Origin of the sequence: Bradyrhizobium sp. BRP19, from assembly GCF_020194195.1 — a bacterium.
GTDB lineage: Bacteria > Pseudomonadota > Alphaproteobacteria > Rhizobiales > Xanthobacteraceae > Bradyrhizobium > Bradyrhizobium yuanmingense.
In genome coordinates, this window is record NZ_JADYVZ010000019.1 from 1 (window position 1) to 23,487 (window position 23,487).

21 protein-coding genes are annotated in these 23,487 nt (G+C 60.0%); 1 reads left to right on the forward strand and 20 read right to left on the reverse strand.

Features of this window, described 5'->3' with window-relative positions:
• Window positions 1–517 precede the first annotated feature (517 nt).
• The 6 genes from I6F36_RS33020 to I6F36_RS33045 all read right to left on the reverse strand — a co-directional run bounded on the left by I6F36_RS33020 (window position 518) and on the right by I6F36_RS33045 (window position 7,682).
• A complete protein-coding gene (locus tag I6F36_RS33020) occupies window positions 518–1,300 on the reverse strand; it encodes an SDR family NAD(P)-dependent oxidoreductase (RefSeq protein WP_225131283.1) in 783 nt (260 codons plus the stop codon).
• The gene (locus I6F36_RS33025) at window positions 1,297–1,617 is read right to left on the reverse strand and encodes a hypothetical protein (RefSeq protein ID WP_225172912.1); all 321 of its coding nucleotides are present in this window, start codon (window positions 1,615–1,617) and stop codon (window positions 1,297–1,299) included. The genes I6F36_RS33020 and I6F36_RS33025 overlap by 4 nt, the downstream gene beginning before the upstream one ends.
• A gap of 276 nt (window positions 1,618–1,893) precedes the next feature.
• On the reverse strand, window positions 1,894–2,949 hold the full coding sequence (locus I6F36_RS33030) for an LLM class flavin-dependent oxidoreductase (RefSeq protein ID WP_225144543.1): 1,056 nt from the start codon (window positions 2,947–2,949) through the stop codon (window positions 1,894–1,896).
• Between the two features lie 338 nt (window positions 2,950–3,287).
• Window positions 3,288–4,913: an ABC transporter substrate-binding protein gene (locus I6F36_RS33035; protein WP_225172913.1), complete on the reverse strand. Its 1,626-nt coding sequence runs from the start codon at window positions 4,911–4,913 to the stop codon at window positions 3,288–3,290.
• Between the two features lie 215 nt (window positions 4,914–5,128).
• On the reverse strand, window positions 5,129–5,863 hold the full coding sequence (locus I6F36_RS33040) for a GntR family transcriptional regulator (protein ID WP_225172914.1): 735 nt from the start codon (window positions 5,861–5,863) through the stop codon (window positions 5,129–5,131).
• Between the two features lie 298 nt (window positions 5,864–6,161).
• Complete coding sequence (locus I6F36_RS33045; protein WP_225172915.1) at window positions 6,162–7,682, reverse strand: porin; 1,521 nt, start codon at window positions 7,680–7,682, stop codon at window positions 6,162–6,164.
• 330 nt (window positions 7,683–8,012) lie between these two features.
• On the opposite strand from I6F36_RS33045, the gene I6F36_RS33050 reads away from it, so the two are divergent.
• Window positions 8,013–8,564: a MarR family winged helix-turn-helix transcriptional regulator gene (locus tag I6F36_RS33050; protein WP_225131295.1), complete on the forward strand. Its 552-nt coding sequence runs from the start codon at window positions 8,013–8,015 to the stop codon at window positions 8,562–8,564.
• Window positions 8,565–8,667: 103 nt separating this feature from the next.
• Here the strand turns inward: I6F36_RS33050 and I6F36_RS33055 are convergent, their stop codons facing one another.
• The 14 genes from I6F36_RS33055 to npdG form a co-directional block, all read right to left on the reverse strand.
• Complete coding sequence (locus I6F36_RS33055; protein ID WP_225172916.1) at window positions 8,668–9,876, reverse strand: S9 family peptidase; 1,209 nt, start codon at window positions 9,874–9,876, stop codon at window positions 8,668–8,670.
• A 404-nt stretch (window positions 9,877–10,280) separates the two neighbouring features.
• Complete coding sequence (locus tag I6F36_RS33060) at window positions 10,281–11,213, reverse strand: 3-keto-5-aminohexanoate cleavage protein (protein WP_225172917.1); 933 nt, start codon at window positions 11,211–11,213, stop codon at window positions 10,281–10,283.
• A 155-nt stretch (window positions 11,214–11,368) separates the two neighbouring features.
• Window positions 11,369–12,247: an SMP-30/gluconolactonase/LRE family protein gene (locus I6F36_RS33065; protein ID WP_346656695.1), complete on the reverse strand. Its 879-nt coding sequence runs from the start codon at window positions 12,245–12,247 to the stop codon at window positions 11,369–11,371.
• 23 nt (window positions 12,248–12,270) lie between these two features.
• On the reverse strand, window positions 12,271–13,059 hold the full coding sequence (locus I6F36_RS33070) for an SDR family oxidoreductase (protein WP_225131302.1): 789 nt from the start codon (window positions 13,057–13,059) through the stop codon (window positions 12,271–12,273).
• Window positions 13,056–13,796 carry a GntR family transcriptional regulator gene (locus I6F36_RS33075; protein ID WP_225172919.1) on the reverse strand — a complete coding sequence of 247 codons (741 nt, stop codon included), beginning with the start codon at window positions 13,794–13,796 and terminating at the stop codon, window positions 13,056–13,058. The genes I6F36_RS33070 and I6F36_RS33075 overlap by 4 nt, the downstream gene beginning before the upstream one ends.
• A 149-nt stretch (window positions 13,797–13,945) precedes the next feature.
• Window positions 13,946–14,863 carry a DUF1028 domain-containing protein gene (locus tag I6F36_RS33080; RefSeq protein ID WP_225172920.1) on the reverse strand — a complete coding sequence of 306 codons (918 nt, stop codon included), beginning with the start codon at window positions 14,861–14,863 and terminating at the stop codon, window positions 13,946–13,948.
• A complete protein-coding gene (locus tag I6F36_RS33085; RefSeq protein ID WP_225131308.1) occupies window positions 14,863–15,648 on the reverse strand; it encodes an alpha/beta fold hydrolase in 786 nt (261 codons plus the stop codon). The genes I6F36_RS33080 and I6F36_RS33085 overlap by 1 nt, the downstream gene beginning before the upstream one ends.
• Before the next feature lie 226 nt (window positions 15,649–15,874).
• Window positions 15,875–16,384, reverse strand: coding sequence for a nuclear transport factor 2 family protein (locus I6F36_RS33090; RefSeq protein ID WP_225131310.1), 510 nt, complete (start codon window positions 16,382–16,384; stop codon window positions 15,875–15,877).
• A 567-nt stretch (window positions 16,385–16,951) separates the two neighbouring features.
• Complete coding sequence (gene cofH, locus I6F36_RS33095) at window positions 16,952–19,408, reverse strand: 5-amino-6-(D-ribitylamino)uracil--L-tyrosine 4-hydroxyphenyl transferase CofH (protein ID WP_225172921.1); 2,457 nt, start codon at window positions 19,406–19,408, stop codon at window positions 16,952–16,954.
• Window positions 19,409–19,476: 68 nt separating this feature from the next.
• The gene (gene cofC, locus I6F36_RS33100) at window positions 19,477–20,184 is read right to left on the reverse strand and encodes a 2-phospho-L-lactate guanylyltransferase (RefSeq protein WP_225172922.1); all 708 of its coding nucleotides are present in this window, start codon (window positions 20,182–20,184) and stop codon (window positions 19,477–19,479) included.
• On the reverse strand, window positions 20,181–21,188 hold the full coding sequence (gene cofD / locus I6F36_RS33105) for a 2-phospho-L-lactate transferase (protein WP_225140371.1): 1,008 nt from the start codon (window positions 21,186–21,188) through the stop codon (window positions 20,181–20,183). The genes cofC and cofD overlap by 4 nt, the downstream gene beginning before the upstream one ends.
• Window positions 21,185–21,949: a coenzyme F420-0:L-glutamate ligase gene (gene cofE / locus I6F36_RS33110; protein WP_225131318.1), complete on the reverse strand. Its 765-nt coding sequence runs from the start codon at window positions 21,947–21,949 to the stop codon at window positions 21,185–21,187. The genes cofD and cofE overlap by 4 nt, the downstream gene beginning before the upstream one ends.
• A 247-nt stretch (window positions 21,950–22,196) precedes the next feature.
• Window positions 22,197–22,673 (reverse strand): Lrp/AsnC family transcriptional regulator, encoded by a 477-nt coding sequence (locus I6F36_RS33115; protein WP_225131321.1) that lies wholly within the window; start codon window positions 22,671–22,673, stop codon window positions 22,197–22,199.
• Window positions 22,674–22,701: 28 nt separating this feature from the next.
• Window positions 22,702–23,364 (reverse strand): NADPH-dependent F420 reductase, encoded by a 663-nt coding sequence (gene npdG / locus I6F36_RS33120; protein WP_225131330.1) that lies wholly within the window; start codon window positions 23,362–23,364, stop codon window positions 22,702–22,704.
• Between the last annotated feature and the right edge of the window lie 123 nt (window positions 23,365–23,487).

The window sequence follows — 23,487 nt, forward strand, 5'->3', positions numbered from 1 at the left end:
GGGGGGGGGGGGGGGGGGGCGCCGAGCCTTTCAAGCTCTCTCGACCAAGATCGACTTTGTGCCGCTCTCCCAGTCAGCCCGATCCGCCGACCGGACTCTCAATCAATCCGCTGGTCCGAATGAATAGGCAATGTTGCCCGCGCGTCATTCCATGACATCCCGCCTTACGCCGCGCTGAGATACGGTCCTTCGTGTCACCCGTGCAACGAAAGCTAGCTCACACTTGCCGCGGATGAGGCCCAAGGTCAGGCGCCAATACTGCGGCCAGCTGCCGATTGGCCTCACATAGGATCCCGCCCCATTGCATTTCCCCTCGGGTCTACGGGCAAACTAGCACCGGGAAGACGTCGTTTCTCGGCGATCTGACTGCCTTCGCTGGAAACTAGCGGTGAAATTCCACGAAAGACTGGAGGTAAGTGAATGATTCCTGCAAGATACGATGGATTTTGACGCGCGAACGAATCAGCATCGGAAAGCACCCGCACCGAATGTCGCGCGCTCTGGCGCAGCCGGAGACCTAACTGGTCGTCGTGAGGTTGAGTTTCAGCGTGCGCGGCAGCGATCGTCCGCCGTCCATGACGATTGATTGTCCCGTCACCGCGGAAAACTCCGATGTACAGAGAAACGCCACCATCCGGGCGACCTCCTGTTCGGTGACCAGTCGCGCCATCGGTGTTTCCATGACGACGCTGGCCTTGTAGTCGGCCATCATATTGGTACGCTCGCTGGCGATCTGGCCGGGTACGATCGCGTTGACCGTGACGAGCGGCGCAAATTCGAGCGCGAGGCACTGCGTCAAATGGATCAAAGCCTCTTTGGCAAGCCCGTATACCGAATGCGACCTCGCATAGGCCGAGGTTGCGCTCACATTGATGATCCGGCCCCAGCCCATTCGCTCCATGCCTGTGATCGCGCTTTGAGCAAGCTGGTACGGGGTCCTTAGATTCACCGCCATGACCGTCTCCCACTCCGACAAGGATAGCGACCGAAACGGTGTATCTGAATAGGGACCCGCATTGTTGACTAGGATGCCTAAGGCTCCCAGTCGCTCTGTGACCCGGCATACAAGCGCTGCCGCCGCCTCTGGGTCTCTTAGGTCAACCGGAAACAGCATCGCTTTTCCACCGATCGCGGCGATGCGAGCGACAATGCTTTCGCCCTCGCTCAAAGCACGCCGGCAATGCACCGCGACACGCGCCCCACGCCGGGCGAGCTCGACTGCGATTGCAGCGCCGGTGCCTGATGAGGAGCCGGTGACAAGGGCGACCTTGCCGTTGAGATCACATTCGCCCGCACTCATGGATCGATTCTCCTAGACCAGATCAACTTCAGCTTCGACTCGTCCAGATATTTGTTGTGTATCAGGTCGATCAGATCCTTGGCGGATGTGGCGAGCTCCGCCTCATAGGCGGCGCGATCGGTCACCTCGATGCGCTCGATGTAATCCCAGGGGCCGTCGTCGAACGGCACCGGCTCCGTCAGGCGATGAATCCGATAGCTGATGATCGTCTTCAGCTTTGCTGTAAACGGATAGTCAACCTCGCGCTCGAAGCGTTCATATTCGTCCGGGTCGACACCGGTTTTCAAGGCGGTCAGGATATAGACGACCGTCGTCATCATTTGCTCCTTATGAATATTGCTCAGAGAGGACGAACGAGCTTTGATAGCCTGAAGGCCAAGCTTCGGCAGATCCTTATGTTTGGGATAGTCGGGCGCCGATAAGTACCGCTGTCCGCCAAGCACGAGCCACTCGTCTTCACCATCCCGCTCGTCTCCGACGCCAAGCTACACGCGTCATCCGTCACGTCCCTGGCAGGGCTTCGATCAGCGCGGCGCAAAGAGCCCGCGAGGAGACTGCCAGTCCTCTTTTGGGAAAAAAAGTTGGCTCGAGGCTTATGCCTGCCGATCGCTCGACGCCTTCGCGAAAGCCGCCTCGACGGCCGGCCAGACTTGCGTTCCGAAGCGCATGATGACGTCTTCGTAACTGACGCCAGGAGCCGGAACCGGAAAGATGTTGAAGCCGGTGACGCCGGCGCGGCGGAGGTCAATGACGTGCTGGGTCACCTCTTCGACAGTCCCGCAGAGGGTGAGAGCATCGACATGGCGGTCGGTGACGAGAGGAAATAATGCGGCGAACGGGGCGACGCCGGCAGCATAAGGGACTGGACCAATGGCATCGACGACCTCTTTTGGCAATGTAAGTCCCTGTGTCTGAAGCGTGTAGAACCGCGAAGTGGCTTGCGCAATGATCCGCGTCACTGAAGGGCGCAATATATCGCGCGCCTGCTTACCGTCATTGGCGATACAGCAATCAAGGCGCGCGACAAGCTTGATCTCGCCCGGAGAACGGCCGGCCTTTGTCGCCCCCTCGGCGACGGCCGACGCGAAGGCCTTTGCTTCGTCGACAGAGCCGCACCCTTCCATCATCACGCCATCGGCGACTGCGCCGCCCATTTTCTGACCGAGCGGACCATTGCTTGCGACGCGAACAGGGACGCGCGCGCGCGGCGGCGTGAAATTCAATCGGCCGCGGTGAAATCGAATGATCTCGCCCTGGTAGTCGACCTCCTGCCCGGCCATGAGCTGACGAATCAGATCGACGGCTTCGCGAATGGCGAGAGGCGGCTTGCGCGATTGGATCCCGAGCTCGGCGAAGCCGGAGACACCCGCGCCGATGCCGAGAATGGTGCGCCCCTTCGAGATTTCATCGAGGGTGCCCAGGGCCATGGCGGTCAAAGCCGGGTGGCGCGCGAACGGATCGGTCACGCAGGGACCAAGCTTGACGCGTGAGGTTTGCCCGGCCAGATAGGACAGACACGAGTAGGTTTCGCGGTAGAAGCGCTCATCCGCAAGCCAGACGGTTTCAAATCCGCTCTCTTCGGCAAGCCTGGTACGAGCGGCAAGGCGGGACACCGGTTGGTCGCCGAGCATCAACAGTTCTATCGACATGAACGACTCCGACAGTTGCCTCCCTCCGCGCTCAAGCGAGCTGACCCGGCCGAGAGGTGATGAAGAAAAAGGGCTTGACTTGCCGCCTCGCCGGTCCGCGGCCAGGTCCCTAACCAGCCGAGGCATCCGATCCTTGAGGGCGAATGCGCGATGAGGCCGAGCCACGTATTCGGGCGTCGCCATGGCGCCGGCCTTCACGAGGGTGGGATTACCGGGCAACAGATAGACGAAGAAAGCCGGTCACGCTGACGCCGAATAGGGTCGGCGTCAGCAAAGAGTGACTGGCGAAGCACGAAAGCGAAGAACGACATGATCTTGTCAGCGCGTCCAGGCCGCTCTCAACTCAGCTTCATCTTGTTGAAGCGCTCGAAGGAATCCCAGTACTTCGCAACGCCCGCGAGCTCGGAACGAGTCACCCTCGCCCAATTGTCATACCAAAGCAGACCCCAGGCCGCGTCATCCAGAAGAATCTTCTGCGCGTCCTTGACTGCGGCCATGCGCCTGGCTGGATCAGCCTCTCGGATATTCTCGTCGATGATCTTGTCGAGGGCAGGATTGGCGTAGCCCCCCTTGTTGGTCGCACTGGCTTTGCTGTGAAAATTCCAATAGAGGTGATAGAATGGGTCGTTGATCCAGGACTGCCACGTTTCAATCGACAGCTCGTGCCCGCCGCTCGATGACAGTTGGCGGAAGGTCGCGTCAGTCTCCTTCTCGATGCTGACCCGGAATCCGATTTTCTCCAGTTCGCGCTGAATCCATATCGCTGCTTGCTCATGCGGCGCATATCCAACACGCACCGCGAGCTTGACCGGGATCGGCTCCGAGCCGAGCCCAGCTTCCGCCATCAGTGATTTTGCTTTGGCGACATCGTAATTGTACGGCGAGAGCGAACCATCATGGCCGGGCGTTTGAGCTGCGATCGGGCTTTTCATCTGTTCGCCATAACCGTAGAGGACGTTCGGGATGATTGCGTGGATCGGCATCGCGTAATTGATCGCCTGGCGAACTTTCACGTTATCGAACGGTTTTTTCTTCAGATTCATGCAGAGAAAATTGCAATTTGTGTCGGGCAACGACACGACATTGAGACCCGGCTCGCCCTCAAGGCTCTTGAGATTCTTCGGCGACATCGAGTTGGGTCCGATCACCATGTCGATGGCTTTGCGCTTAAGCAGGAGAATCCGGTCAGCCTCATTCGCCGTTGATTTGATGACGATGCGCTTGAAATAGGGTGACGCCCCCCAATAGCCTTGTGTGGCTTCCAGGACCACCTCGACGCCTGGCTCGTTTCTGACGGCTTTATAGGGCCCGAGCCCGGCCGTGTTGCGCTTAAGCCATTGAGAGGCCCAAGGATCGTCGGCGGTCGCGTGCAGCTTGATCTCTTCGGGATCAAGAAGTGCGTTGTTGGACAAGGACAGCACGTCGAGCAACATGGCACTCGGCGCCGGCAGGTTGATCGCAAAGGTACTATCGTCGCGCACCTCGAATTGATCTGCCTCCGTCACCCCGATCATGGTTGGAAAGATGAGCCGCATGTAGCCGGAAGATTGCAGCCCACGGTCGAAGAGATATTTCACCGCGTTCGCATTCACCGGCCGGCCGCTCGGAAATTTCAGGCCACGACGGATGTTGACGACAAGGGTTTTGTTGTCGTTCTCATACGTCCAGCTTTCGCCGATGCCGCTTGCGAAAACAGCGGGCTTGGAAATCGCAAGGTTAGGCGATCCGGCGACTGGCTCTGCACCCCAGCTCAGCACCGTGTCGTAGATGTTTGCCTGAACGATATAAGCGCCGTCGGACTTGAATTGCGCCGGATCGAAGGAATCGATATCCGTGCCCCAGGCCACCGTGAGCGTCGGACCACCCTGTGCATTTGCAGACCCAATAAAAAGGCCCGGCGTGAACATCGCACTGCCGCTCGCCGCCAGCTTGAGAAAGCTGCGGCGTGATTGATTTCCCAACATTCAAGTCCCCTGCGTAGGTTCTGGATTTGCGTGAACAAGCTCGAATGACGTGGATAGCTCTGTCTCGTGCGCACGAGTCTTCGAAGGCGCTCCCGCAAAGGAGCGACCCAGGAAGTTCCGCTTGCGTCCGCACAATCGACGATCGCGGAGATAAAGATGCGCCTGACGTGTTCAGACACACAGCTCGGGATAAGGCATGAACCGCTGCAGGATCCTCAGGCAGAGGCGTTTCCGCGCCTGCCTTTCGGAGCGGCCGCCGATCGCTTCTTTACGGGTTTGTCGATAACGCGCGAGAGGCAATTGGCCGCCTGCATGATGTCATCGGTCACAGCCGCGCGGGCGGCGGGGCCGTCGCGATGCGTCAGCGCATCAAGGATGCGGCGATGAGCATCCATGGAGCGACGCAGGTGCGCGGCGTCGGGCGCAACGAGCACGAAGCACGGGCCAATCAGAACCCAGAAATTCTCGACCGCACCAAGGATGATGGGTGCTTGAGCGATCTCATAGATCCGCCTATGAAAGGCGAAATTCGCCGATAGATAAGCGGGCACATCGACTGCATCGGCCGCCACCTGGAGACGATCATAGAGCTCAGCGACCTCACTATCGTCAACGCCCGTCATGCGGATTGCCGCGCGCTCGGCAAGAAGCCCCTCAAGCGCCACCCGTGCATCGCGCACGTCGCGCAATTGCGCTCCTGACAGATGAACGACGCTCAGGCGCGCCGTGTCGCTGAACTCGAATGCACCTTCAGCCTGCAGGCGGCGGAGCGCCTCGCGCACCGGCATCGGGCTCGAACCCAACGCCTCGGCAAGTCCTCGAATTGTCAGCCTCTGGCCCGGCGCGAAGCGGCCGGCCATTACGCCGTCACGCAAATGCCGGTAAACCTGATCCGCCATCGAGTCCCGGGCAACGGACGGCAGTAGCGGCAGCGGTTTCTTGTCCTTCACCTTCGCGGGTCCCCCCAAGTCTTAATTTCGGATATGTGATCACAAATTCGCCCCTACGTCAAGTTTGCTCAGCCCATTCTTGATTTTGGACTTAAGGTTGCAGACTTGTCGGGTCGTTCGGTCAACGTGAGACTTCAGATGGGACGCGAGCGGCGGAGCACCGTTCGTCCCGCGGATCATGGGCCTGAAAAACCGGTTCTTAGAAAGGCCTCCGGCGGGCATGCCGGAGGCCTTCTGGAGGTCAAACTCGATTCTAAAAGCCTCTTCCTTTCTCCTTCGTGCTAGTTGCCAAAACAGATCACCAATTGCGCTGAGCTCGCAGGAGCAAGCTCACCGTGCTCTGGTCCTTCAGCTCGTAGGTCACTCCGGGCTTGGCAATACCCGTCTGCGCCGGCAACACCACAGTGCCGCCGGCCGCATACTTCTGGTCGAGCACGCTGTATGCCAGATCGGCCGAGAAGGTCAGGTTCTTGACCGGAGTCCAGCGAGTGATCACGCCTGCGACCGCATAGTTGAAGTCGGGGTTGCAGCCGGCCGCGCCGCTCGTGAGCGCTAGGCCCGCGACGAATGCACCGCAGATGTAGCCTTTCGCTGCACTATTATATCGCGCAGCAGCCCACGCACCGTAGATGCCAGTGTTCCAGTAAGGATCCCAGTTGTGGGTATAGCCGCCACGGAAGCCGTAGGTGGTGGTCAGTTCCTGACCGGAGCCCGCCACGAAGACCGAGTCGGCGAGACCGGCAAGGCCGACGCTCTGGTAGACCCCCGCAAGTCCCGCCCCCCCGTACATCGCGTAGGTGGTGGGTACGAGGTCCTGGAAATTATAGCGGCTTGCGCCATACGTATAAACGCCTTGGACGTTGATTGTGTCACCCGGACCGGTCGGGAGATTCTTGATTGACAAGGCCAGTTGACCCGCCCAGCCCCACTTGTCGCCGGGATGACCGGTCGTCGCGTCGGCGCCGTAGTAAGCGGCATGATTGTCATGCATCGCGACTGACGCCTGGAAGAGGCCCCAAGCCTGATCGACTCGAAGCATAGCGACAAGGTCAGGAGAGCTTGCACCGGCAATGTCGCTCGCGCCGTACGCGCCTGTCGCAAGACCAGCCACTGTCGCGCCGCTGATGTTCCAGATGTTGGTCGTGTAGTATTGGACCTGATCCTGCGCCGAGAATGATGCCGTGATACCCTGGCCGAAGTCAGCGGTGTACGTAAACTGATTCACACCCGTAACCGCACCGCCGCCGCCCGGCAGACCGTCAAAGTTGTTCGCGGGGTAATTGATCCAGGGCGTTGAGAACTGGGAGATGGTTTTGCCTATCGTGAACCCTGCGAACTGGATGAAGGCCAGATAGACACCAACCGATCCACCAGCGACGCCAGTTCCGCCGTAAACCGTCGAGCCGTTAACACCGCTGGTCCCAACGCCGGTATAGCCGCCCGACCCCCAGTCGAACACACCATCGAAGAAGGTGCGGAGCATACCGTATTGTGTTGCGGTGCGCGTATCGATCGTCAGATCTTCACGGGCATTGGTGGAATAGTAGTTGCGCAGGCGATTGCCCGCTCCAGGCGCACCATTCACCGCGCCCTGCGTGTAGATCGAGTTGGTGTTGAAGGCCGCATCAACGCGCAGATAACCTCCGAGCTTGATGCATGTGTCGGTGCCGGGGATATAATAGAACCCGGCGCCATAGAGAGAGCAGACCTTCACGTATTCAATCGGCCCTGCCTTGGCCGGCAGGTCGGCCGCCTGTGCACCACCCATCAAGCTGAGCGCAGCGGCCGAACCGCAGAGCATTCGGTTAAACGTCTTCATAAAAGCCCTCCAACATCTTCTGCGGCCCTTATGGGCGGTTGCCGAAGAATGATCCCAAGTTCACGACTGTTGCTTCTCGTTTCGCGCACCTCGACGTCTTCGCCACGCGCGAATGGATCGATTTGCTTGACGTGCGACCGAGGGGCCGCTCCGTCACGGGATGGACATTATATAAGCAACTTATATATGCAACTGATATAAGTTAGCGAAGTGTCGATTCGGGAAAGAGTCGTGGTATTCGAGCAACACACCACCGCACCCGCATTGTTGCTGCGTGTTGCAAACCGGGTTAGGTAAGTTGGCGAAATAATGAAGAGGAGGTCTCGGATCATGTCCCGAGATACGACCCGGCAGCAGCCCTCGCTGAGCGCGAAAGGTCACAGGACAAGCAAACAAACCGCTCCGTCGGACCGAATCATAGGAGAAGTCGGTTGGGACATTGCGGCCATCAATGTGCATCTGGAGGACATTCGGCGGACCTGGGCAAAGGCACTTGGCGTCAGCGGCCCCCAATGGCTGATCCTAATGGCGATTGCCGATCTGGATCAGGGTGCAGGCGTGTCCGTCGGAGATGTTTCGGCGAAGATCAACGTCCGCTCCCCGTTCGTGACCGCAGAGACCAAAATGCTGGAAAAGGGGGGCTTCGTATCTCGCACTGCCTCTCCGGCGGATGGCAGGGTCGTTTTGATGTCGCTGACCGAAAAGGCTCGTAAGGCAATTACGAGCCTTGCAGCCAAGCGCAGAAAACTGGATGAGACGATTTTTGCAGATCTTGGGCACGAAAGGCTGCAAGATTTCAGAGAAGTGCTTTCGACCATCAAGCGCAGAATGGAGAAAGTGGCCCTTCAGCTCGAGCTGGATGCAAGCAAGCCGGACGTGTGAGTGGCTATATTACAGGAGCCATTCGGCTCCGAAGAATTTATGAGCAGATTGTGCGCACCGGACGCCGAGCGCGAGAGCGATTGATCCCAATTGAATTCGCGCCCTAGGCCCTCGACGCCGTGCGGGTATCATTGAGCGCCAGCGGCCGAGCGTTCTTTACGCAATTCTTTCGCGTTGGAATGCTAGGCGCCTGGTCGTTTCGGTCGATGCGCAGTTTGTCTCTGAGCCAATCGAAGATAAACTGCCGCCCAATGCTCGGATTGTCGAGTTGCCGGTGCGATGAACCGGTCTCCTCGCCCTTGAAGATCTTGAGATCCATGGGTACGCCGGCGGCGCGGCAGTGCTCATGCAAGGCAGTGATATCCTCCAGGCTGACATAGTCGTGCTCTCCCACAACGACCAAGGATGGACATTTCATCTGACGGGCAAGCTTACAGAACGGGGATAGTTTTATATCTGGACCGAAGAGGCTGGCGGTGACATATCTGTGCTCGAGATCATCCCAAAATCCGCCGTCGCAAACGGCAGCAGCCCACCTCGTTTCGGTTGCCGCCACGCGTGTGGCAAGGGCCCCTCCAAGACCATCGCCTATCAAGGCGATTCGCTTCCGATCGACGTCATCGCGGCTGAGTAGATAATCCAACCAGCGACGTAGAGCCACGCATTGATAATGGTGGACCGGTCGATCCTGGAAGCGCTCGATCTCTCGCGGCAGGTCGGTAACGAGCAATGACAGGCCGTTCGCAATGGCATGAGACTGAAATCTCACCAATAGGTCTTCTTTCGTATCTCTTTCCTCGCCGATGGCCACGACCACCGGGGATTTGCGCGCGGCCGATGAACGAATGAGATAGCCTTGGAGCAAATTGGTACCGAAGCGGATCTCGAGCACCTCTCCACGCGGAGACAGCACTTCCAGGAAGGCCTCGGCACATGAGTTGGCAATGCGAGACAGTTCGGGAGTTCTCGGATCGCTGCGAACAAGAAAGGCGGAAGCTGTGCGATAATAGTTCAAGGCGCGCAGCCATTCGTTCCTTGCCGTCGTAAAGTGGCCTTCTGCGCTTGATAGGCGCGCGCGCCTTGCGATCCGGTCGGCCAGGGCACGCCACTCCTCGAGCCAGCTCTCGTCGTCGCCGACAACGATCTTGCCGGCAATCATGAGGCACTCGGACACGAAGCTTGCGCCCTCTTGAGCATCTCCCAGCAGGCGTCTCAGCTGGGTGCTCTCGACCTCATGATCCGGCCAGTGGGTCCAGCCGTCAGCGTCATATCTGGGCGAGCGGTGGACACTTTTCGCCTGTTCTCGCATCATCCTGCCCTCCCTATTAAGCCGCGTAGAACGTCTCTGTTCTTTGCGGTCGATCACCTTTTTTTCGTCCAAGCGCCGAATTGACACGTGGCGATATGTCGTATGGTGCGGCGCGCGCATGCAATGCTATTTGAACTCATGCTCGAACCCGAAAACGCGACGATTAGGCCGGCTGGTCACATTGAACCGCCATCGGCTCGTCCTGCGGAACGTGAGACCATTTCGTGTTCGTCTATGCCCAGCGGAGTCTAGGCGACGACGACGCACGCGCTCACGGCAGAGAGCCGGACGCTATTCACAGCTCACCGAGTTCTCCTGTCTTCGCCCCGAACGCTGATCGGTGGCCCTTGGCTGCCTTGCTGAGCTGGCGCCGGTCTCATTCGCAAAAGGTCGCCACAAGATCGCACTCAGAAGCCGACATCGCTCGTCCCTTTCAACTTCAGCATGACACGAGCCTCGTCCGGGGTTGCTGCCTCTAATCCGAGTCCTTTCAGGATCGAGCGGGCTAGCCTCACTTGCTCGGCGCTGGAGGTGGCGAGCTTGCCAGGCCCCGCCCAAAGGCTGTCCTCGAGTCCCACGCGGATATTGCCGCCCATTGCCGCAGCCATGGCGCCTATGCGCATCTGCGCGGCGCCCGCGCCGAGTACCGACCAGACATAGTCGTCGCCGAACAGCCGCTCGGCCGTGCGGCGCATGGTGACGATGTCCTCATGATGCGCCCCGATCCCGCCGAGCAAACCGAAGACGGACTGGATGAAGAACGGCGGCCGCACCACTCCGCGGTCGACAAAGTGCTTAAGATTATAGAGGTGGCCGACATCGTAGCATTCGAATTCAAATCGCGTGCCACTGGGCGCGCACAATGCGAGGACCTGCTCGATCTCGGCAAAGGTGTTACGGAAAACGAGGTCGCGTGAGGACTCCAGGTGCTCGCGTTCCCACTGATGGGTGAACTCGTGATAACGCTCGAGCATCGGAAACAGGCCGAAGTTGAAGGAGCCCATGTTGAGCGAGGCCAGCTCAGGCCGGAAATGCCGGGCGGGCTCCACGCGTTCGGCGACTGTCATGAATGGGCTGCCGCCGGTCGTGATGTTGATCACGGCCCCCGATCTGCGGCTCAACTCCGGGAGAATCTTCGCAAATCCTTCGACCGATTGGTCCGGCTGACCAGTTTTCGGGTTGCGTGCATGCACATGCAGAATCGCAGCTCCCCCTTCCGCAGCCCGCACGCCCTCTTCGATGATCTCCTCCGGTGTCACCGGCAGGTGCGCGGACATTGAGGGCGTGTGGATCGCGCCGGTTAAGGCGCAAGTGAGAATGACCTTGCCAGACCTGGCCATGTGAAACCTCAAGAGCTAATCGGTAGCGGTAAGCGGCGGCGGCCGCGGAATTTTCGGCTTTGATGACAGGACAGCCGGATCAGGAGTGCCCATCGCGCTTGTGCACGATGGATCTCCTCGCCTGCCAATTGATGACGAGGCAGCTTTTCGCGAGGTCAGCTGGCGAACCGCGGCTCCGGTATGCCCCGGACGCCAAGCCCCTTGATTGCAAATAGGGCCCCGCGCTGCTGTCCGTCATCGGGAAATCGCGGCAAGGGCGGCTTCGCCATGGAGGTCACATAGAGAATGTCGAGGTTGGGACCACCGAACATCACGCTCGTGACCTTGCGCACCGGCATCTGAATAACGCGCTCAACGCTGCCGTCGGGCGCGTAGCGTACGAGCTTTCCATCATAAACAAGCGCTTGCCAAAGAAATCCTTCTGCATCGACTGTGGCGCCATCGGCAGCACCGCCGTTTGAGCGATCTACTGGCGCGAAACGGCGCCGCTTGGTCGCAGCGCCGGTCTCGATGTCATAGTCGTAGGCCCAGATTTCTCCAGTCCAGGTGTCGGCGAAATAGAAGGTCTGGTCGTCCGGGCTCCAGCACGGGCCATTGGACACGATGATCTTCTCATCCAGGACGTGCAGCGAGAGATCGGGATCGAGCCGGTAGAGACGGCCGGAGGCCTGATCCTCCAGTGTATCCATGGAACCGAACACGAAACGCCCGCGGCGATCGACTTTGCCGTCATTCAATCGATTGCGCGGCAAATGTGCCTCGGGGGCCGCGATCAGCTTCAGCTCCCCGCTCTCCAGATCGAGATCATGCACGCCCGATTGCAGCGCGACGAGCGCATGCGTACCGTCGCGACGAAGCGCCATCGAGCCGATTTTCGCTCCAACATCCCAGGCGCGAAGCTCGCGTCCATCTGCGGTCGCACGAAAAACGCGACCATCGATGCTGTCTATCCAGTACAGACGCTGCTGCTCGGTGTCCCAAAGCGGGCCTTCGCCAAGCGTCGTCTTCAGATCCGCCACGATCTCGATCTGCAAAGTCATCCCCCCATTCTCACGTTTCACAGGTATTCCACATTCCCGTCAACGCTGATCGCTTGGCCAGTCACATTGCGTGCACCTGGCGAGCAGAGGAATAAGGCCATGGCCGCAACGTCCTCAGCCGTCACCATGCGACGCAGCGAGATCTTCTTGAGGTATTCCTGGCGCATCGCCTCGTAGCTGGTATGGAGCTGCTCGGCGCGCGCGCGGATTACGCCCTCCATGCGCGGGCCCTCGACGATACCGGGCAAAAGCGCATTGACGCGGATGTCGTCAGGACCGAGCTCGGCAGCAAGCGATTTGACGAGCCCAACAATAGCCCATTTCGTTGCCGCGTACGGGGTACGCCAGGCATAACCGAGGCGGCCGGCAACGGAGGCCATGCAGAGGATTTGTCCATAGCGAGATTGGCGAAGCATCGGGACCGCATGACGGGCGAAGCGGTACTGTGCATTGAGATTGATATCGATCGTTTGCTGCCAATCGAACTCTGCAATGGCATCGATTCCGCCCGTCGGTCCGGCAATGCCTGCATTGTTGATGAGCACGTCGAGCCCACCCCAACGCGCAGCCTGCGCGCGAAAGACGGCCGCGACCGCACCGCGGTCCGATACGTCGGCCTTTGTGGCAAGGACCTGCGGATGTTGATTGCAGAAGCTTGCAAGCGCATCGTCGTTGACGTCGCAGATATGCACATACGCACCAGCCTCAACGAAGGCACCCGCAAGTGCGGCGCCAATGCCGGATGCGCCCGCCGAGATCAGGACGCGCAGCTCGGGATGAGGCACAAGACGCTGCAGCACGCTCATGCCGGTGCACCTGCCCGGCCGCGTCTCGGAACGGCCACGGAGCGCCCAATGCCCGCATTGTCGAGAAAGCGGGACAGACAATTGGCGGCCTGCATGATGTCGTCTGTCACAGCGGCACGAGCGGCGGGCGCATCGCGGTTCAACAGCGCATCGAGGATCTGGCGGTGCGCGTCCATAGAACGCTGCAGGTGGGCAGCGTCGGGAGCAACGAGCACGAAGCACGGACCAATGAGCAGCCAAAAATGCTCGACGGCGCCGAGAATCGCCGGTGCCTGTGCAATTTGGTAGATCCGCCGATGAAAGGCGAAGTTGGTCCAGAGATAAGCGGGTCCATTGATTGCATCAGCGGCGCTCTGCAGCCGGCCGTAGAGTTGCGCCACCTCGGCATCGTCGACACGCGTCATACGCGAAGCCGCGCGCTCGGCCAGCAGCCCCTCGAGCGCCACGCGCGCATCGCGCACATCCCGCAGCTGCGCCTCGGACAGGCTCCCAACGCTCAGTCGCGCCGAATCGCGGAATTCGAAGGCGCCCTCGGCTTGCAGGCGGCGGAGCGCCTCCCGTACCGACGTCGGGCTTGAGCCCAGCGCCTCGGCAAGGCCCCGGATTGTCAACTTCTGACCCGGCGCAAAGCGTCCGGCCATCAGACCATCTCTCAAATGCCGGTAAACCTGATCCGCCATCGAGTCCCGGACGAGGGACGGCAACGGCAGCAGGGCAATGAGGTTGCGCGATTCCAAGTTCCCTCTCCTATATGAGATATGTGATCACATTATGAAAAACCCGTCAAGCTTCGTCGGCGGGGATTCCCGAATCGCGCGTTGAGGCAATTGCCGCCCGGCTGGCGGCGGCAGAATGCCTCGCAGAGGAGGCAAGAGGATTGAGCTTTTCACGCACCGAGGAGTTCGTTCGATGACAGCTGAAGGATGCCGACTGCGTAGAGCCCATCGACGAAGGCCCGATACTGCGGTCGCGCCGCAACGATGGCGGCAACGAGTCTCCTCCCTGAAGCGATCTCGCCGGCGCGGATCAGCAGCACGCCCTTCCAGAAGGTTGGCTCTGGATCAAAGCCGATCAATCCCTGGGCGTCCGTGAGCATGCGCAGCGCCTCTGCAAGCTGCGGACCTGTCGCTGCCGTCTCGCCCGAGAGCAGCCCGGGTGTGAAGACAGATGCGCCGAAGATCGTGTGGGCCTGAGAGAGCTTGGTGAGCCTGCGCAATTCGGCAAGCGGCTCCGGATGGTCGTCAACTCGCACATCGATGAGCCGGTTAGCCCAGGGCGCTGGAGCGATTTCGGCGGACACAATGAGGAGCGCGGCCGACATCCGGCCGCGGGCGTCACCTCCAGCGGCTTCAGCTGCATCCATCGCCGCGAGCATGCGGTCGAGAAGTGGGCCGGCAGTATCCTCGTAAGCTGCCAGCATGGCGGGAACCACGGCGTCGCTGGCCAGCATGTTTCCCAGCACCACAACGTTGCTGGCCTCGAGCTGAGCGCGGTGGGGAACGCAGCGATCGCCAGTGAACATGGCTTTGCCGCCAGCGGCATCGAGAAAGGCGACTTGGCGCAGCTCTCGGTCCTCGTCCTTCGCAAGCAGGCTCGTGAGCGCCATCGGCGCCGACACGCCGGAGGCCATGAGATCCAGCCCGTTCGGCCCGTAAGCTGGATCAACGAACGATTGGGTCGCAACAACACCAACGCCGGCTCGCGCAAACGGCACAACGCGCCCGAGGGCGAAATAATGCGATTGGCTCGCAACACCCAACTCACCCGTAACCGAATCCCGGGCGACAATCGAGTACGTCATCATCAAGACTCCACACGCTCGAGGTGCGCCTTGATCGCCGCGATCAAAGCCAGCGGATCCTCCAGCATCGGCAAATGACCGATACCTGGCAGGAGAACGTGTGGAGCATGCAGCGAGGCTGCCATTTCTGCGCCGGCTGCGGGAGGGCAAGTCAGGTCGAACTCCCCGGTCAGAACCGTCACAGGGCAATTGACGCTGGCCACATGGGCGCGGATATCGGCCGCGCAGGCGGCTCTCCACACGCGACGGATGTCGTCCTTTCCGTTTGGATTGCGCAGCGCAATGGTCTTGGCCACCACTTCGGCAGACGCGTGTGGACCCAGCGCATATTTCGGCAAGATAAGCTCAAACATTTCGGTGACGGTGTGATACTCGAGGGTGGCTAGAACAGCCGCATTGTCAGAATCTCGCGAGTAGAGCTGACTGCCTACCGCAACAACCGAGAGGACCCGTTTGGGCTCTGCAGCGGCGAGATAGACCGAAATTGCTCCACCAAGCGAACCGCCGATGGCGTGGAAGCGATCGATGCCTGCCCGGTCCACGGCATCGATGCAGTCCTGCGCCCACCGCGCAAGGTCGTACTGTTCGGCCGGCGGCGAGTCACCGAATCCACGCATGTCGGGGACAATCGTAAATCGGTCGGCGAATGCCGGAACAATTTCGGCCCACGCCGCGCCCTTGAGATTGATAGGATGCACGAACAGGATTGGCGGCCTGCTCGCGTCGGTCTCGCCATGGTAAGAAACGGCGATCGGACCGACCGGTCGCTTGATAGTGAGCCGCCTCATGAGTCCTCCACGGTCACGACGTTCCGAACGGCCGAAGGGACGCTCGATTGCGTGTGCTCTCCCTTTCCAGTGAGGCTCGCGCACTACGGTCCATCCGCTTCTCGGCGGTCACATCGGGCGGCAAGTTCAGCTGGAAAATCTTCTTTGGACGTTCTTCGCCCCGGCGGGATCAGCCTGTCCGCCGGATGTAGGCGGCGCGGCCAGCCCGGCGGGGCGCTCGCTTTGATTACAGCTTTTGGTCGTCCGTAACCGAGAAGCTCTTGCCGAAGCCTGGCGGCAGATAACCCACGCCGCGGCTGGCGTAGCTATCGCCGAACGGCTGCCGGATCTTGTCTTTGGGCGCCATCTCCGAGCAGTGGAAGTGCCAGATCTTCCACTCCGGCTTTCCCTCTCCGTCGTTGCGCACGTAAATTTCGGTGCTGCGCAGGTACTGGTCCGGTTTGTCGGCTTCCTCGAAATTGCCTTCGCAAAGCAGGTAGGCCATGTCGCCATGGAGATCCAGACGCCAGATGTGCATGACCGCAGGCTTCGATCGCGGCCTGTCCTTGAACGACTCCCAAAAAGCGGTCAGTTCCTCCCGCCCAAAGTACGGATCGCCGCTAAGGTTGAAATTCAAGAACGCGGTGCCACTCGGGAAGCAGGTTCGCATCAAGGGGATATCCCACTTGTGATTGGCAACCCACCAGTCGCGGTGCACTTTCAAAATGGCTGCTCGGTCCTCATTTAAAGTCGGCATGAATGCTCCTGATTGGTGTGATCGTTAAATTGGCCGCCGGGAAAATCCCCCTCAGATTGGCGACCTCATCGGCCTTCGGGTCAAAGACCAAGGCAGATTCTTGTGCTTACGCCTCGGCCACTAGCAGTCGCTCTGGACAGCAGTTCTGAGCGGTTCAGCTGAGCGCGCGCCAGAAACGCGAAATTTCGAGCGCTGAAGCAGGGCGTTGCCGCTGCTCGTCGTGATCCACTGACGCGGACGACGCCAAGAATGCACTTGGATGGCCTGCAACGCTGAGCCAACTCATAGGCCGCGGAATAGTTGATCCAATGACTCTTGCGGCACAGCGCATTGCGCGCCCACAACAAGCTTGAGCTGAGAGCAACACGAAGAGATGGCGCGAAGCGCCGGCCGATCGAAGCTGGATGCGCGATCAATGCCCGGCCGAAAGCGTGCGCTGGCGCGATAATGCGGCTCACTTTAGGGGCCCTCCGTTCTCGATATGTGATCACAAATCAAATTCAGCGTCAAGCATTCCCGGCCGACGCCTTTCGGCATCGTCTCAGGCTCGCGCGGGACGCGCTCCCATTACGTCATTTCAAGCGCGCGGGACCGAGGGATGTTTCGCACCTCGCGATGGTCGTCCAGTCCCGTAACAATCGGAGTGAGCGCCGGAGGGTTCAGCGACGCGAGATAACGAGCGTCAGCAACTTCGCCATAGAGCGTCGTACGTTGGCGCGGCAGGCGTGCCATGGCCCGGATGAGCTCTTCCATTTGTTTTGGAGCCATCTCGTGGCCATGCTGAGCACCGGCTGAACGCGAGATCGTTTCGTCCATCAGCGTGCCGCCGAGATCGTTCACACCAGCCTCAAGGCAGGCGCGAATGCCTTGTTCGCCGAGTTTCACCCAAGAGGTTTGGATGTTGGAGATTTTCGTGTGGAAGACGAGCCGCCCGATCGCATGCATGAGAACGACTTCGCGGAAGGTCGGCCCCTTGCGCGAGCGCCCTTTCAAGTAGATCGGGGCCTCCATGTGCACGAACGGCAATGGGACAAATTCAGTGAAGCCGCCGGTCTCGGTCTGAAGATCCCGGATGCGCAACAGATGCTTTGCCCAATGCTCGTAACGGTCGACATGACCGAACATGATCGTTGCGGTGCTGCGCAATCCGGCTCTATGGGCCGCTGCCATGACCTGCAGCCATTGCGCGGTGTTGATCTTGTCGGGACACAGAATCGCGCGGACCTCGTCGTCCAGGATTTCTGCGGCGGTCCCGGGCAATGTACCAAGACCGGCGTCCTTCAACTCGCGCAGAAACTCATCGACCGAAACTCCGAGCGTCTTGGCCCCCTGAAACACCTCCAAGGGCGAGAAAGCATGGATATGCATTTCGGGCGTGAACTGCTTTACGGTCCGACAAATCTCAAGATACTTTGCGCCGGTGTAGGCGGGATGGATGCCGCCCTGCATGCAGACTTCGGTCGCGCCACGCTCCCAGGCTTCGCGCGCGCGCCGCCCGATCTCATCCATGGAAATATCGTACGGCCGCCCGCGCAAGTTCTCGGCGAGCTTTCCTTTCGAAAACGCGCAGAACTGGCACCTGAAGTAGCAGATATTAGTGTAGTTTATGTTGCGGTTGACGACATAACTAACGGAATCCCCATTGACGGAGCGGCGCAGCTCGTCAGCAGCGCGGCACACGGCCGTGAAGTCGCACTCCTCGGCTTCGAACAGCGACACGATCTCTGCCTCGTCGAGTCGTGCCCCAGAATGAGCCTTTGCGACGATTCTCCGAAAGCTGCCGGTTAGGACGGCGGGCGAGCTGGCATCTTCACGCAGCATCGCGAGGTCCCCGGCAGGCGGCTCGCACCTCGCTCCAGGGCACCATTCGTCTCGGCGCGGCCAGCCATGTCCGTCGACAAGACCGAGCAGGTTCTTCTGCAGCGACATGTCAGTCCAGCGAGCATATTGACGCGCATAGGGCGGATAAACTGCGAGGCGTTCGACGAGCGTCTTGCCGCATTGAACGGTGGCCTCGGAGAGACGTGCCAGATGCGGCCATGGCGCCTCCGGATTGACATGGTCCGGTGTAACCGGGGATACGCCGCCCCAGTCATTGATGCCAGCGGCCAGAATCTTGTCCAGTACGCCCGGGCTGAGATTGGGGGGAGCCTGGATGTTCATGTCGGGCCGGAACAGCAATCGCGCGAGCGCAATGGTCCACAGATGCTCTTCCATTGTTGGGGCCGCCGCGCCCCTCATGCGGGTATCCGGCTTCGGCTTGAAGTTCTGGATAATGACTTCCTGAATGTGCCCGTAGCTTTCGTCTAAATTGCGCAATGCAAGCAATGAGGAGATGCGCTCAAGCGGCGTCTCGCCGATACCGATGAGCAATCCGCTCGTGAATGGGACCGAGAGCTGGCCTGCCAGTTCAATTGTCCGCAACCGACTTCCAGGCTCCTTGTCAGGTGAGCCGAAATGTGGCCCCCCGGGCTCGCACAGTCGTGCCGAGGCGCTCTCGAGCATGATCCCTTGCGAGATGGAGACCTTGCGCAAAGCTGCGATATCGTCGGCCTCCATCAAGCCTGGATTGAGGTGCGGCAACAAGCCAGTCTCGCAGAAAACCACGCGCGCGGCTTCCTGGAGGTAGGCGAGCGTCGATGCAAAGCCCATCTCGTGCAGCTCTCGCTCGGCCTGGCGGTAGCGCAGCTCAGGCTTGTCGCCCAGCGTAAACAGCGCCTCCTTGCAGCCGGCCTCACGACCGGCACGCGCGATCGCCAGCACCTCATCGATGGTGAGGTAGGCACGCTGCCCTTTTTGGGGCGGATGGGCGAATGTGCAGTAGTGGCAGACATCCCGGCATAACTGGGTCAGCGGAATGAAGACTTTTCGCGAGTAGGAGATCTTTCTGCCGTGAGCCTCATCCCGCTTTGATGCCGCCATCCGCATGAGATCGGGAAGGGACACGTCGCTGACGAGAGACATGGCCTCGGAAGCGGAAATGTCACTTCGCCTCAAGGATTCCAGAAGCATCCGATCCACCATTCTCAGAACTCCTCACGCTCCGCGAAAAACGTCGGAGCTCTCTGCATTTTGGGCAACCAACCCCGAGCTCACTTCGGCCGCCGCATCGACGCTTGCGCGCCCAGTCCGTCCGTTCCCATCCCCAGCCGCCTTTGGCCGAGATTAATCGAACGCAAATAGCGATCGGTGGCTGTGGACGTGTTCAGGTCAAGAAAATCAAAGACATCGGCGGGAGCATCGAGATCAAGCCCAATCCTTGCATTGCGGCACACGATAGGCTGAATGCCGAGCCTATCGGCTGCGGCGATGTGGCGGGCGAAGCTATCGGGGCCGAAACACGGCTGCAAGGCTCGCGCTACGGTGAATGCAACCGCGTTGGTGCCGCCATCGCGCGGCGCCGGCACGATCACGGCGTTGCCTTGCGCGGCTTGGAGGAGCGTCGAAACGTCCTCGCTCAAGATAGCCGGCACATCGCTCGGCAGAACAAGGATGAGTTCGTCCCCACGATTTTCGACCGCGGCGAGCCCGGCTGCCACTGCCGCATTGGTTCCGTCCGCACCGCCGTCATCAATCACGACAGTCCCCAGACGAGCCGCCTCTTGAGCGACATCCTCAGCATTTGTTACCACAGCGATATGATTTAGTTTTATCACGCCACATGCCGCGCTCAGAACATCGCACAGCATAGACCGGGCCAACAGGGCGCGCTCGGATGCCGTCAGCAATGGGGAGAGCCGCTGCTTCGCGCACCAGAACGATTTTGCCGGGATGACTACCCATGCATCACGTGTCGTCATGATGCGCCTCCCTTTGAAGGGGCCCTGCCCCGCCGCTCGTGCGTTGCGCGAAGGTTTTCGCCGAAGGCAAGCGCATGCTCTGCGAGCATGAACTTCGACTGCATGTCTGTCATGAGCGTAGGCGCCGGGTGTACATCGACCCCCAGGTCGCCCGCCCCTGCCGCATCGGCAATATCTATGATTAGGCCATCGAGCAGCCCCGCATAATGCCTGGAAATCTCTGCATTTGACGGCTCAAGGCCGAGTTCGTCCATGATCTTGCGCGTCGGTCCTTTGATTGCCTGACCGCCGATAATCGGGGAAATGGCCACAACGGGAACGCTGGTCGCACGCAGTTTTTCAGCCATCCCTGGAACAGCCAGGATTGGATCGATGCTGAGATAAGGATTGGAAGGACATAGGATGATGAGGCGGAGATCCTCGGCATCGAATGACGCAAGCACCTCCTCGCTCAGGCGAGCGTTTTGCGCCCCGCTGAACCGGATCTGCTTGACAACCGGTTCGCAGCGACGCTCGACGAAATAGCGCTGGAATTCGAGCTCGCCTTCCGTGGTGTCGAGGATGGTCGAAAGCCTGTCATTGGTGACGGGCAGCACAGCTGAAGCGATCCCGAGCCGTCGTGCAATGTCGCTCGCAATCGCTGTGAGACTTTCTCCCCTTAAGCGGCGGCGGGTCCGCTCGATATGCATCGCCATATCGCGATCCCCGAGCAAGAACCAGGTCTCGCCGCCGATCTGCTTCAAGGCCTCCATGAAGTTCCAGGTCTCATCGGATCGGCCCCAGCCGCGCTCGGGATCGCTGAGACCGGCGAGCGTATAAAGGACTGTATCGAGGTCCGGCGAGATATGGAGTCCGAGATGCTCGAAATCGTCGGCCACATTGATGACCACGGTCAATCGTTCTCCGAGAACGTGCTGTAATCCAACAGCGAGCTTTGCTCCTCCGACGCCCCCGCAGAGCGCCACAACACGCCCTTTTCCCGGCAAATGTGACCGCCCGTTCATCTGAACATATCCCGTTCTTTCGCACGCACGAGCGCGGACGCCGAATTGATAGGCGCACGAGAGGAGAATCCACGAACATGGATTACTGGTTGGCCTTCGGCCGCCTGTCCCATCAAGAGCGAGGCGGCGGCCGCCAGCTCATCCGCGACCGCGATCTCTGTTACCTGCATGGGCCGGCCGAACAGATCGGGCTTGCCGATCATGCTCTGAAGGGCAGGAATTCCAGCACTTCCAAGCGCCACACCTACGACGCCGTTGCGCCATGGACGGCCGAAGCTATCGTTTATGATGACGCCGACATCGACCCCGAATTGTCGATCGAGGCCGCGCTTGAGGTGCCGGCAACTGTCATCCGGATCTTCAGGCAGCAACAACACGCGATGGCCGCGATCCTGCTCGATATTGGATTCATCTATGCCGGCGTTCGCCATCACGAAGCCGAGGCGGTGAACAACGATGATCACATTCTGTCTTGCGCGAAGGACCTCGGTGGATTCTGAGAGTACCACCTCGATGTGCCGGGGATCTTTGCCGACCGTTTTTGCAAGCTCCACAGCGCGGTCGGAAGGCCTCACATCATCGAGATAGACGTACCTGTTTTCCGCCTTCGACACGATCTTTTGTGCGACGACAAAAATATCGCCAGATGCCACGGCGATCTCTCCGGTCTTCGCGCCATCCGCGATGACACCAACCAGATCGTCGCCAGGCCCCACCAGAGGGATCCCGGGAAGGGCGCTGTATGTGATGCTCCTCGTCATGGCGACTTTTTCCTCCTTCGCCGCTGCCCACACGTCTTGTTGTTTCTGGCGCGGGGCATCTCTCCTCGAATACGATCTCTACGCGCCGTACCCGAAATCAGTTCTGTATCCTATCTGCTTCTCCCTTAAGCAGACCCTGGCACACCTCCTGGATAAGTCTTCGACGTTCGCATCCTTCAAGCGTGCTGACGCGCGTTTCCGTGCTATCTCTTGCCCTTATTCCGAACTCCGCTTCGCAACGGAGAGGCTAGCCATGAAGCGCCGCCGGAGAAATTGACCGCTTTATGACAGTGCGCATTGCGAAACTCGATTGCAGTCTTGCCACCCCCGGCAGGCGTGACAGGTGCTGCTTATGAATGCGTTCGTAGTCCTCCATGTCGCGCGCCAGTACCGAAAGCCGATAATCGTCCGTACCGGACATCAGATGGCAGGCGATCACGTCGGGGCATTTCTGAATTTCGGCTTCGAAAGCCCTGAGCGCGCCCTCGCTTTGGCGGTCAAGCGTGATGTGGACGATCACGGTGAGGGGAAAGCCAAGCGAGTTTGCATCGATCTCGGCCGAGTAGCCTTTGATGATCCCGGCTTTCTCCATTTGCAGCACGCGCCTTGCGCAAGACGTTGCCGAGAGGCCGACCCGTTCGGCCAACGCCAGCTGGCTTATGCGGGCATCCCGAATGAGTTCGCTTAGGATTTTGCGGTCTAGAGGATCGAGGGCTGTGAGCATCGTTGCGAACGCCCGTGTGGTTTTCCATTCAGGTCAGGCCGGAAATCGTGATGCCGGCACCCTTCACCTTGTATTTGCGGTTGATCGCGATCAGGACGGAGGTGAGGGCCTCGGCTGCAGCGGAGTTCGCGAGCGCACCGCCATCGATCCCGCGATTGCTCACCGCATCCGCCAGCAACATCACCTCCTTGCGGGCCTCAGGATCATCGCTGAACACCAGAACGTCGCAGTCCGCCTTTCCTCCGGCATGGAGCTTCTGTGAGCCGACATTGTGAAACGCTCCGACCACCCGCGAACTCGGATCAAGCTGCGATTGGGCGATCAGCGCAGCCGACCCGGCGCTCGGGAGTTGAACAACAGAGACCTTCGGCGGCACGAGCGGCACGACCGCGGTGACAACAATCTTGCCCTTGGCCGCGTCCTTGATCTCGGCCAGGCTTGTCTCATAACTGGAGAATGGCACCGCAACGACAACAATATCGCTCTTCGCCGCGGCGGCAGCGTTGGCCTCGCCAGTCACATTGGCGAACCCGTCGGATTTTAAGAGCGCGACTGCATCCTGAGCGCGCTCAATCGAGCGCGATCCAAGAATGACGGAATATCCGGCGCGACTCCAGCTGCGGGCAAGGCCGGATCCGAGATCTCCAGTGCCGCCGACGATCGACAAAGTCGGAAGGGGCGCGTTCGACATTTGGCTTACACTCCTTTGCTTGCGGCATGACGCCTTGACAGTGAAACTCTGCTTCGCTCGAGCGTGCTTGACCGTATTCACACCAGGCCGAACACTCAATAGATCAGTCGCACCGCTCCTTCA